The organism is Paenibacillus sp. 01T442, assembly GCF_056398345.1.
In genome coordinates this window covers 38,391-50,434 of sequence record NZ_JBFTPF010000047.1, presented here as the reverse complement: position 1 = coordinate 50,434, position 12,044 = coordinate 38,391, and the positions used below count along the sequence as shown (strand labels likewise).

At 41.8% G+C, this 12,044-nt stretch carries 14 protein-coding genes; all 14 read right to left on the bottom strand.

All coding sequences use genetic code 11. From position 1 onward, the window contains the following. A partial coding sequence (locus AC1DLM_RS25570; RefSeq protein WP_477571538.1) for a PolC-type DNA polymerase III N-terminal domain-containing protein occupies nucleotides 1-220 on the bottom strand: 220 nt, incomplete at its 3' end. Between the two features lie 66 nt (nucleotides 221-286). Beyond that, nucleotides 287-1,624 (bottom strand): aminoacyl--tRNA ligase-related protein, encoded by a 1,338-nt coding sequence (locus tag AC1DLM_RS25565; RefSeq protein ID WP_477571537.1) that lies wholly within the window; start codon nucleotides 1,622-1,624, stop codon nucleotides 287-289. A gap of 21 nt (nucleotides 1,625-1,645) precedes the next feature. Further along, complete coding sequence (gene rseP, locus AC1DLM_RS25560; protein ID WP_477571536.1) at nucleotides 1,646-2,905, bottom strand: RIP metalloprotease RseP; 1,260 nt, start codon at nucleotides 2,903-2,905, stop codon at nucleotides 1,646-1,648. A gap of 274 nt (nucleotides 2,906-3,179) precedes the next feature. After that, nucleotides 3,180-4,325 carry a 1-deoxy-D-xylulose-5-phosphate reductoisomerase gene (locus tag AC1DLM_RS25555; RefSeq protein WP_477571535.1) on the bottom strand — a complete coding sequence of 382 codons (1,146 nt, stop codon included), beginning with the start codon at nucleotides 4,323-4,325 and terminating at the stop codon, nucleotides 3,180-3,182. Nucleotides 4,326-4,348: 23 nt separating this feature from the next. Further along, on the bottom strand, nucleotides 4,349-5,143 hold the full coding sequence (locus AC1DLM_RS25550) for a phosphatidate cytidylyltransferase (protein ID WP_477571534.1): 795 nt from the start codon (nucleotides 5,141-5,143) through the stop codon (nucleotides 4,349-4,351). A 75-nt stretch (nucleotides 5,144-5,218) separates the two neighbouring features. Then, nucleotides 5,219-5,992, bottom strand: a complete 774-nt coding sequence (locus AC1DLM_RS25545) for an isoprenyl transferase (RefSeq protein ID WP_477571533.1) — start codon at nucleotides 5,990-5,992, stop codon at nucleotides 5,219-5,221. A 68-nt stretch (nucleotides 5,993-6,060) separates the two neighbouring features. Beyond that, nucleotides 6,061-6,615 (bottom strand): ribosome recycling factor, encoded by a 555-nt coding sequence (gene frr / locus AC1DLM_RS25540; RefSeq protein ID WP_056625017.1) that lies wholly within the window; start codon nucleotides 6,613-6,615, stop codon nucleotides 6,061-6,063. 3 nt (nucleotides 6,616-6,618) lie between these two features. After that, on the bottom strand, nucleotides 6,619-7,320 hold the full coding sequence (gene pyrH / locus AC1DLM_RS25535; protein WP_477571540.1) for a UMP kinase: 702 nt from the start codon (nucleotides 7,318-7,320) through the stop codon (nucleotides 6,619-6,621). Between the two features lie 114 nt (nucleotides 7,321-7,434). Continuing rightward, a complete protein-coding gene (gene tsf / locus AC1DLM_RS25530) occupies nucleotides 7,435-8,085 on the bottom strand; it encodes a translation elongation factor Ts (protein ID WP_057315674.1) in 651 nt (216 codons plus the stop codon). Between the two features lie 116 nt (nucleotides 8,086-8,201). Then, complete coding sequence (gene rpsB / locus AC1DLM_RS25525) at nucleotides 8,202-8,900, bottom strand: 30S ribosomal protein S2 (RefSeq protein ID WP_056625008.1); 699 nt, start codon at nucleotides 8,898-8,900, stop codon at nucleotides 8,202-8,204. A 248-nt stretch (nucleotides 8,901-9,148) separates the two neighbouring features. Then, nucleotides 9,149-9,670: a hypothetical protein gene (locus AC1DLM_RS25520; RefSeq protein WP_441990508.1), complete on the bottom strand. Its 522-nt coding sequence runs from the start codon at nucleotides 9,668-9,670 to the stop codon at nucleotides 9,149-9,151. Next, nucleotides 9,663-10,244: a hypothetical protein gene (locus tag AC1DLM_RS25515; RefSeq protein ID WP_441990509.1), complete on the bottom strand. Its 582-nt coding sequence runs from the start codon at nucleotides 10,242-10,244 to the stop codon at nucleotides 9,663-9,665. The genes AC1DLM_RS25520 and AC1DLM_RS25515 overlap by 8 nt, the downstream gene beginning before the upstream one ends. Before the next feature lie 25 nt (nucleotides 10,245-10,269). Then, entirely contained in the window at nucleotides 10,270-10,590 is a 321-nt protein-coding gene (locus AC1DLM_RS25510; protein ID WP_171635826.1) for a hypothetical protein, read from the bottom strand. Between the two features lie 18 nt (nucleotides 10,591-10,608). Further along, a complete protein-coding gene (locus AC1DLM_RS25505; RefSeq protein WP_477571532.1) occupies nucleotides 10,609-12,024 on the bottom strand; it encodes a DUF342 domain-containing protein in 1,416 nt (471 codons plus the stop codon). Between the last annotated feature and the right edge of the window lie 20 nt (nucleotides 12,025-12,044).

Here is a 12,044-nt window from a genome sequence, read left to right as displayed (position 1 = left end):
GTGCAAACTTCTCTTGAATCATTTTACAAAATGAACGATAAATATTCAGAGGCACAAGGTCATTTTTCACCAAATAGAATGTCCAGTCGCGATTTTTTCGGCTAATTTCTACTTGATCAATGTACCCTTCTGCAAAATATGAACGTACAACATCGGCTGGAATCTCGGCTTGCTGCATCAAAAGCTCAAAGCGATTCCGTTTATCAGCCAAATTACTCATGAACAGCCTCCCCATAAAACATACCAAGGGCAATGGAGTGAGACCTCCATATGCCCTTGATTGTAATTAATAGCTTCGACCAAAGACAACTGTATGCTTGGCAGGATCGCCGCACACAAGACAAGTCGATTTGGTTTCGGATGGTGTGAACGGGATATTACGACTTGTTGCTCCTGTTTCTTCCTTCACTTGCGATTCACAAGCGTTAGATCCACACCAGCCAGCCAAGGCAAATCCGCGTTTCGTCTCCAAGAATGTCTTAAACTCATCGATCGTATCTACCGCAATATAATGCTCGTCACGGAATTGCTTCGCTTTATCATACATCTGCTGATGAATCTCAGCAAGTAAATTTTGAACTTCTTGCACGAAGTCAGCCTGTTGAACAATTTTCTTTTCTCCACTTACGCGAGAAACAAGAACGACTACGCCATTTTCCATGTCGCGAGGACCTAACTCTACGCGAATTGGAACGCCGCGCATTTCGTACTCATTAAATTTCCAACCTGGACTTTGATCTGCACGATCATCCACTTTAACACGAACGCCAGCTTTCTTCAGGTCCGCGAACACATCAACCATGATAAGCGCGCCAATTAATCGCGTGCTAACTCCCCATGAAGTTGTATGTGCAAATTGGTGTTGATTCTCACGGTCTAGGAATTTGATATCAAAGGCAACTGCGAAATTCGTTCCAAGGTAATGAGAAGTCCCGGCTTGAACAGCTTTGCCATCCTTCATCATAGCTTCAATGGAGAAAGTATCAATGGCACCTGCGAATTTCTCCGATGGCGTCTTTTGGCCTACGATAACTGGGATCGCTAGGAAATCTTCTGCAAACTGACGATACACATCAAGCATTTGCATCGTTTCGCGTCGAGCATCTTGCTCGTCTTCATGCGCAGTATGACCCTCTTGCCACAAAAACTCAGTTGTACGTAGGAACGGCAACGTGCGCTTCTCCCAACGAACTACGTTTGCCCATTGATTGATTAATAAAGGTAGATCACGATAGGAGTTAATCCATTCGGCGTACATGTGTCCGATCATCGTTTCTGAGGTTGGACGGATAGCCAAACGCTCTTCTAACTTCTCCCCACCTGCCTCAGTGACCCAAGGAAGTTCTGGATTAAAGCCCTCGACATGTTCTTTTTCCTTTTGGAAAAAGCTCTCTGGGATAAATAACGGGAAGTACGCGTTGCGATGACCCGTTTCTTTAAATTTGCTATCCAACTCACGTTGAATATTTTCCCAAATTTCATAACCATCCGGTTTGAACACGATACACCCACGAACCGGGGAGTAGCTCATTAAATCTGCTTTCTTAATAACATCTATATACCATCGGGAGAAATCTTCTCCTTGTGGTGTTATTTCTTTAACAAATTGCTTATCGTTTGACATAAACCCTCCCACAGATTAGGACTAACCCTTAATCAATCGTAAAATATCATTGTATGTAACAGCTACCATCAACAGCATCAGGAGTGCAAAACCAACAAAATGAACCATACTCTCACGGTTCGGGTCTATCGGCTTACCTCTCAATGCTTCTAAGCCCATGAAAAGCAGACGACTTCCGTCTAGCGCAGGGATTGGCAATAAATTAAAAATACCTAGATATAAACTTAAAGTGGCAGCCCAAGAGATTAAGTAAGTCAGTCCCATTTTAGCAAACTCAGCAGACACTTGAGCAGTTCTCACAGGCCCACCGAGATCATCTAATTTGAATTGAAGCATAACGAGTTTTTGCAAACCTGTTACGATTCCAATGGTAGTACCTACTACTTGATCATAGGTCCCTGTAAATACTTCACCCAAAGTTGCACTTCTCCGGTCACCGCTAATGACAACACCAAGCTTCCCAGCTCCTGCTTCCATTTCTGGTGTTACTTGAAGTGTAATTGGATTCCCAGCGCGATCGATCACCCATGTCATTGGCTTACCAGCAGAAGATTGTATCGAGGTAACTAGTTTCTCTCGATCATCACCAATAGGCTGCTTATCAATGGACATGATGATGTCGCCTTTCTGAAGGCCTGACTTMTCACCTGCTTTACCTGCAAGAACAGAATCCAGCTTCACATTCGTGAACACACCAGACATAATCACCACGATGAAAAACAAAACAATCGCCAAAATAAAATTCATAACGGGTCCCATAACGATAGCAATGGCACGTTTCCCTACGGATTTCGAGCCGAATTGACGATCATATGGCGCTATTTGGGTTTCTATTCCCTTCGTCACCATCATGGCTTGCGGATCAATCGGATACGTCACTTTCTCACCGTCGACATCCAGGGATAAGCGAAGTGCTCGCTCTAAATCAATTTGTTCTACGACACCGATGATGACGTTAGAACGGCGATCTAATTGATCTAGATATAAGAATGTAACTTCATTCTGTTTGTTTAATTTAATTGCAACCGTTTGTCCTGGATTAACTTGAACGATTTCCGGGTCTTCTCCTGCCATGCGAACGAATCCACCAATCGGTAAAATCCGTAACGTATATCGGGTCTCCCCTTTTTTATATGAAAATATTTTGGGACCGAAGCCAATCGCAAATTCACGAACTAAAATACCTGCACGTTTTGCAAAGTAAAAATGACCCCATTCATGAATCGTAACAAGAACGAAAAACAGCAGAATAACCTTTAACCCAACTTCAATAGCCGACAAGTCGTATTTCCTCCTTCGGGTTTTCTTTCAGAAAACTACCTTATGTAGCAATGACCCGACGCTTTCGGTAAATGAGTCTACCTTCTAAGCATCTACTTCAGATCAGCTGTTCTTGTTCTTAGATTACCACTATTGAACGGCTGAATACAAGCTATGCCCGTACAGGTCATTATACGAACTAAGTGAAATATATAGACTTTGCTTTACAACCTCGGTGTCGGAAATTGAAAAGAAGAGCTGAGCCATGCAAGCTGACCTCATCTCTTCCTGACATTTAGAAACGGATAGACGCTGCAAACGATCTAGCCCATTGATCTTGTTCGTGAATAACTTCAATTGTAGGATTAGCATATGATTCATGTTTTTGCAAAGAAGCTTCGATAATATCCTCAATTTGTAGAAATGAAATGTCACTCTTAAGAAAACGAGCCACCGCAATTTCATTAGCAGCATTATACACAGTAGGCGTAATTCCACCTTGTTTACCACTTTCAAACGCCATGCGCAAGCATGGGAATCGTGTATAATCCATCTCACGGAAATGAAGTTTACCGATTGCGGCTAGGTCTAGTCTTGTTGTTGGTGTTGGAAAGCGATCTGGATACGTTAACGCATACTGGATGGGAACCCTCATATCTGGATTACCTAACTGAGCGATAACACTATGATCAACAAATTCAACGTAAGAGTGAATGACACTTTCCGGATGAAGCAACACCTTGATATCCTCATAAGCTAACCCGAAAAGCCAGTGTGCTTCCATTACTTCAAGACCTTTATTCACCATTGTTGCAGAGTCAATCGTAATTTTGGMACCCATCGACCAATTCGGATGCTTTAGTGCATCCTCCACGGTAACACCTACTAATTGTTCACGCGTTCGATCGCGGAATGAGCCACCTGAAGCCGTAATCGTGATTCGAGCAATTTGAGAACGATTCTCACCATTCAAACATTGAAAAATCGCAGAATGCTCGCTATCTATAGGTAATAAGGCAACACCTTTTCGAGAAGCGGCTTCAGTTACAATGTGACCCGCACTTACTAAGGTCTCCTTGTTGGCTAGTCCAATATCTTTACCTGCTTCAATCGCGGCCAAAGTTGGTCTTAATCCTTGACTCCCCACCAATGCACTTACAAGCAAATCCGCATCTGTCGCAGCAGCGACCTCCAACAAACCAGCTTCACCATAAAGAACCTTAATGTTTGATGGTATTTGCCTTGCAACAATTTCAGCTAATTCCTTCGTAGCAACAGAAACGAGCTTGGGTCGAAATTGATTAGCTTGCTCAATGACAAGATCACTGTTATACCCTGCTGATATTGCCTCGACCTGAAACTTTTCTGGCGAATGCTGTACAAGATCCAAGGTTTGAGTTCCAATGGAACCTGTCGATCCCAAGATGGCAATTTTCTTCATATGTTCAACCCCGCTTATGAAAATTAGTTAGGAATCAAATTGAGCAAATAGATAAAGGGGAAAACAATTAACCAACTATCCATCCGATCGAGTACACCACCATGACCTGGCAGCAAAGTTCCCGTGTCTTTAATTCCTTTAACACGCTTATAAGCGGATTGAATTAAATCACCAATTTGTCCTACTACAGCAATAACAAATCCTAACAGGAGTGATTTCCYTACACTTAAGAGATCTGGTGCGTACAAAGCAAAGCATACTGCCAAAATCATCGCAATAACTACTCCGCCTAGCGCTCCTTCAATCGACTTTTTAGGACTTATTTGTGGCCATAGTGGGTGCTTGCCTAACTTCGAACCGACAAAATAAGCACCTGCATCAGAGCCCMAAATACAAACAAACACCATGATCGACCAAAACAATCCATTATCCGCCAAGCGAGCCTGGATCATATAGTTGAAGCCAAATCCAATATAAACAACGCCTAGTAAAATCACAGATACTTGATCAATCGTTATTTTATTCTTGGAAGCTACTGTTATGAAAAGCAACAAAAACATGGCAAACCAAATAACGGTTGTAAACGAAATTGTCCATGTTATACCTAACAACCCCCAAGGGATCGTTAAACATAAAAGTGCTATAAGTCCAGCAACAGCTGTTAGTTTAAATGGCATATACCCATTCATTTGTAAGTACTCGCGGTATCCAATAATTGAACAGAGTACGATTAATCCTGCATACCACAAATCACCAAGTACAAGTAGAGTAATAAATGCAAGACCGGCAATAACGCCTGTTATGATCCTTTGTTTCAAGTTGAATCCCCCTAGATGAACAACGTTTATCTCTAAGTCATCCTTTTTAGTGAAAAACGATTACACAATCAGATGTTAAATACCACCGTATCTTCTTCCGCGGCGCTGATATTCAGCAATGGCTTGCATAAATAAGTCCTCTGTGAATTCTGGCCAATAGGCATCTGTGAACCATAATTCCGAATACGCTAATTGCCATAGTAAAAAGTTGCTTAATCGCAATTCTCCACTCGTACGAATCAACAAATCAGGGTCAGGCAAATCTGACGTTAACATATAGGATGAAAAGAGTTGTTCGTTCAACTCATCCGGGTTCAAGTTCCCGTTCTGCAAGTCCTTCATCATATCCTGAACACCTGCAATGATTTCCTTACGTCCGCCATAATTTAAAGCAAAATTCAAAATAAGACCCGTGTTATCTTTCGTTCGCTCGATCGCACCTTCTATAGCTTTCAGCGTATAGTCAGGTAGACCATCTTTCCAACCGGTCATTCGAATACGCACATTGTTCTGAATTAATTCTTCAATTTCCAAAGGGAAAAACTCTTGAGGAAGCTTCATTAGAAACTCGACTTCTTCTTTGGGGCGTTTCCAATTTTCAGTTGAAAAAGCATACATGGTAAGTACTTTGACACCAATATCATTGGCTGCCATTGTAATCTTCTTTACATTTTTCATACCCGAATGATGACCTGCTACACGAGGCAAGCCTCGCTGTTTGGCCCATCGACCATTTCCATCCATAATTATCGCAACGTGCGCAGGTACTTTGTCCAACTCTATATCCGCTGCTTTTTCGTTCACTGGCTTACGTGTTGGATTAAACCATTTCTTAAATAGCTTGAGCACAGTTGTTCCTCCCAACTAGGGAAAGATGAAAAACCCCCAGCAAATGAATACCCGGGGGCATATCTATCTTATACTTCCATGATTTCTTTTTCTTTAGCAGCCAAAACTTTCTCAACTTCAGCTACGAATTTATCAGTAAATTTCTGAATGTCCTCTTGATGCTTGCGGGACTCATCCTCAGAAATACCTGCTTTCTCAAGCTTTTTAATTTCGTCATTCGCATCACGGCGAATATTACGAATAGCAATTTTGGCTTCTTCGCCAAATTTCTTCGTCATTTTCACCAAATCACTACGACGCTCTTCTGTTAATGCAGGAATAACAATACGAATAACAATCCCGTCATTCGAAGGTGTTAAACCTAAATCGGACTTCATAATTGCCTTCTCAATAGAAGACATAGAGCTCTTATCCCATGGTTGAATGAGAAGGGTACGTGAATCTGGTGTTGTCAAATTAGCTAATTGATTAACAGGTGTCATTGCACCATAGTATTCCACTTGAATGCGATCTAATAACGATGGCGTTGCACGCCCCGCACGAAGAGAAGTCAAATCTCTTCTTAGTGCTCCAATTGCTTTGTCCATCCGATCTTCTGCGTTCTTCTTCACTGATTGAGGCATGGTTTATACGCTCCCTTTAACTGTAGTCCCAATTTTATCGCCAAGGACCACTCGTTTGATATTCCCTTTTTCCGTGATATTAAATACAACCAACGGAATGTTGTTATCCATACAAAGGGAAGATGCAGTGGAGTCCATGACACCAAGGTTATTGCTTATAACTTCCATATAGGTTAACGTTTCGAATTTCTTAGCTGTTGGATCTTTGAATGGATCAGCTGAATAGACGCCATCCACTTTATTTTTGGCCATAAGAATAACTTCTGCTTCAATCTCTGCAGCTCTCAATGCAGCCGTCGTATCCGTCGAGAAATAAGGATTACCTGTTCCCGCAGCGAAAATAACTACTCTACCCTTTTCAAGATGGCGCATAGCTCTCCTACGTATGTAAGGTTCAGCAACTTGTTGCATAGTAATGGAGGACTGGACTCTTGTTGGTACCTCTAGGTTTTCCAATGCATCCTGCAAAGCAAGTGAATTCATGACAGTAGCAAGCATCCCCATGTAATCCGCTGTTGCACGATCCATTCCTTTCTCACTACCTGCGATTCCGCGCCAGATATTCCCACCGCCAACAACAATAGCAACTTCCACATTTAACTCTACAACATCCTTCACTTGTTGAGCAATGGAGGTAATCACTTCTGAATCAATACCATATCCCTGCTGTCCGGCTAAAGCTTCGCCGCTCAATTTAAGCACTATTCTTTTATAAAAAGGTTGACCMAACTTGTATGACCTCCGTTTCCATGCATAACTCCATGTCTTTAAGGGCTAAAAAAGAAGGAACACCAAGTGTTCCAACTTTTTAAATGCCTATTATAGTTTAACTTGGGACATAACTTCTTCCGCAAAGTTTTCTTGTTTTTTCTCAAGACCTTCACCAAGTCCGAAACGAACGAAACGACGAATGGAGATGTTCTCGCCGATTGCAGCGATTTTCTCGTTCAACAATTGGTCGATTGTTTTGTCTGGGTCTTTAATGAATGCTTGCTCCATTAAGCAGAACTCTTCGTAGTATTTACCAATACGACCTTCAACCATTTTGTCGATGATTTTCTCTGGTTTGCCTTCGTTCAAAGCTTGGTTACGAAGAATTTCTTTTTCTTTTTCCAAAGCTTCTGTTGGAACTTCTTCACGACGAACATACGATGGGTTTGCTGCTGCGATATGCATAGCAATGTCTCTGCAGAACGTTCTGAATTGCTCTGTTTTACCAACGAAGTCAGTTTCACAGTTGATCTCAACAAGAACGCCAACTTTACCACCAGCGTGGATATAAGATTCTACAGCGCCTTCTGTAGCAATACGTCCAGCTTTGTTAGCTGCTGCAGAAAGACCTTTCTCACGAAGAAGTTCACCCGCTTTTGTGATATCGCCGTTTGCTTCTTCAAGTGCTTTTTTGCAATCTAACATACCTGCACCTGTTTTTTCACGTAACTCTTTTACTTGTGCTGCTGTAACTGCCATTAGAAGAAACCTCCTGTTAAATGTTTATTTTTATATGTAACACTAGTTTATTCTTTAAAAAAAGGGTGGTGACAGGCTGTTACACCTTCCAACCACCCTTTTCACATTGCTATAATTTAAGCTGTTGTTTGCTCGCCTTGGTGTGCTTCGATAACTGCATCAGCAATTTTCGCTGTTAACAATTTAACTGCGCGAATCGCATCATCGTTACCTGGAATCACGTAATCAATTTCGTCTGGATCGCAGTTTGTATCAACGATACCAACGATTGGGATACCCAATTTACGAGCTTCTGCTACAGCAATACGCTCTTTGCGAGGATCGATAATGAAAAGTGCACTTGGCAAACCTTTCATGTTCTTGATTCCGCCTAGGAATTTCTCAAGACGCTCTTTCTCTTTGCGAAGAATGATAACTTCTTTCTTAGGAAGAACTTCGAAAGTGCCATCCTCTTCCCATCTTTCAAGAGTTTTCAAACGATCAATACGTTTTTGAATTGTTTGGAAGTTAGTCAATGTACCACCCAACCAACGTTGGTTGATGAAGTACATGCCACAACGTTCTGCTTCTTCAGCAACGGAATCTTGGGCTTGTTTCTTAGTTCCTACGAAAAGGATTGTACCATTGTCTTCGGATACGGATTTAACAAAGTTGTAAGCTTCCTCAACTTTTTTAACCGTTTTTTGAAGATCGATGATGTAAATACCGTTTCTTTCAGTAAAGATATACTTGTCCATTTTCGGGTTCCAACGACGTGTTTGGTGACCGAAATGTACGCCAGCTTCTAAAAGCTGTTTCATGGAGATAACTGCCATCCCCAATCCCTCCTCTAAATGGTTTATTTGGTATCCGCCGCCCCTCGCATCTTTGCATAAAACCTACCGAAGTAAGCACCGTTATGCAAATTGACGGGCGTGAGTTTTTAACACCGTGAATAAATATACCACAACTGAAAACAAGGTGCAACCTTTTATGCTGAATGTCATTTTTCCCTTGAATTKGATAGTTTATGTATAAGCAAACAAAAAAAGATCTCTCTAAGAAGATCCTTTAGTCTGAAATTCTATTGCGAAGTAATAAGGTTCGTCACCACTGTCTGCGTGTCCATAAAACCTTCAAATACATGATAGCCAACTTGAATCTTCGTGTTTCCGCCTTGCTTATCGAGTTCGGTTACAAACGCCTTGCGATCTGTAATTACACCGGACTTCACAAGAAGCTCAGCAACCGCCGTTGCATCTAAATTGGGTTGGACATAGATGACGATCTTTGAAGATGTAACTGCCGCGGGAGCAGTCGATTTAGGCGTTTCTTGCGGCTTCGTCGAAGCTAGCTTATCGGCTTCGTCTTTGACTTTTTTCTGCACAGCAGCATCCAATTCGGCTTGGGTGTACATTTTCACATTTTTCTCAAGTACCAAATAGTATTTAGAGGCCTCTTCCTTGAGCTTCTGAGGATCCATCTCCTCCAAAGATATTCCTGACTTGCTCGGGCTACTTGGACGAATCAGCATCACTTGAAGAAGCATAGCGCCAATAATAATACCTACCCCAATACCAGTAACTAAGGCTCTATTTTTAAACACGGGTCCGTTCCTCCTGTCTCGAAAGTTGAAGGATCAAACTGACCTCGCCTTTATTCATACTAAGCTTTTTGGCTATTGCCTCCACGCTTTTCCCTTGATCATGTAAAGTAAATAGTTCAGAATATCTGCTCTTCATACTTAAACCCACATAGACTGGCTCCTCAGGTAGAGGATCAGGAGCAGTTTCGATTACATGTACAGATGCAGGAATACCATGATTAGGAGCGTTCAGAGCACTCAGCATCTCCGCCGGAGAAAGAACTGGTGGCTGACTCACATGAAGAGTCGTAAGTTCTTTGGACAGCTCGTGTTTTTGTCGCTCCAAGGTTTCCAAACGGCCAGCTAACTTAGCAAGCTCTACTTCATAATCTTGCTTTGTCTTTGAAAATAGATCAAGCATCGCTTGATTCTGTTCATCCATCTCAGCGGCGAAATGTTCTATTGTATCTTCGATTTCCTGCACTACCGTAGCATTTGCGGATGAAGCCGTCGTTGGTTCCTTCGGTATAAATCTCGCATAAACAATCATCACAAGACCGAGAAGGATGACATAGAGCACCGGCTGCATAACCATAAAGTTCACCTTTTCCTATAGCAAGTTAGAGGGAGAAGTCAATATGATGACCTTTATAGGGATGGTCCGGTTGGTGTTCCGGATCCTTAGTAAGATTATTTAATTGCCCTCTTGTCTTACCTTTACCCATTTGCGTTTTTTTCTGTTCACGTCGATCCAAGATATCAGCGCGCCCACTCTCTTCAAGTTTGCTTGCCCGTCCTCGGTCACGTTCCGTTGTTTGTACAGCTTGATTTTCTAAAATCGTTCCATCTTGCCGCGGCTTCTGCATCAATTGATTCTGCTTTATACCAGCCTCATCATTCTTGTGTACAGCGAATTGTAAATCGATGGCTTTGAAACTCATCGTCTACTCCCTCCTCACTTACACATTTGCACTCATGACAATATCGCCTTCACTTAATCGGAATGTCATTCGGTTCGTTGGATCTTTAATAAATTTTGTGTAACGACCAATGACAATTTTGGTACCACCATAAATCGTCGAAATAACTTGAACCTTAGCATTCTCAGAATCCTCAAGAGATTTCTCGATTTCCAAAATCCGTTCCTTGATCGATACTTGTTCGTCCACAGACTGCTTCTTCGTATTATTAAGTTTAATACGCATGGCAAGTTTATCAGGACTGAGCTGGCCCGCAGCAGCTAATTGATCCAACAAAGTAAGCGCTTTACTCGTTTTTTCCATATTCTCACTCAGTGATCTTAGTTGATTACGAAGTTGAATCATTTCATTCCGCAATTCAGGCAGAACCCCTACTTCAATTACAGTTGCTGTTGACATTGAATTCCCAATTGTTCTAGCCGTAACGCGTTCTCCAGCTTGAATGGTCCCGCCTACGATTAAACCTTTTGCACCCACACAATTGACACTTCTACCCGCTCTAACCGTCGAATGCATGATACTTTGGGAAACGTTTAGATCACCAGAAACTTCAATCGTGGCATCCTGGATGAATGAGCTCTTCACATTCTTACCAGCTTTGATCAAAGCTTTATTTTGCCCTACAATACCTGCCGAAATTTCAATCGATCCTTCTGCTTCAAGCTCCGCGGCTTCAACTCCACCAGTCACACGAATGTCTCCAGCTGCTCGAATTTTGAACCCAGGTAGAACATTCCCTCTAACAACAACTGTACCGATAAAGTCAATGTTACCAATATTATAATCGACATCCCCATTAATCTCGTACACAGGGAATACGTTTATTTTATCTCGATCCGTACGGACTACCATGCCATCAATCGTTGCGTATAGCCCCATCTGATCAGCATCAGTTACAACATTTTTACCTACTTTGAATCTAGCTTCTTTACCTGTTTTTGAAAAAAGCGTTTCACCAGTAACAGCACGACCAGGTGTGCCGCCTGTAGCTAAAAAGCGTTGACCAATCAATTGCCCTTTTCTAACATTATGAATGGATACGACTTCTTTATAATTGACCCGGCCGTCTTCCAGCTCCAAGGGTTTTTTTTCGTTGTCATCGAAGTCAAAAGATAATTTAATATATCCATTTTGACCATCTACCTGTTTAGTTCCCGTTGCAATTAGAGTCTTTTTATGAGAAAAAGATTTAGGATTTGCTGCAATTTCTGCAAGCACTACTTGATTTACTCCATGAATAATGCGATTTTTTTGAACCAGATCTAATAATTGCCCAATTGAGACTTTAAACGTATCTTCAGTATTACTGRTAAGTAAATGAGCAGATAACTTGTCATCTGACACTGTAATACTTATGAAGAAATCCAAAGGCATGTTCCCTTCACTCACGGACATACCACCTTTCCATACTTTCA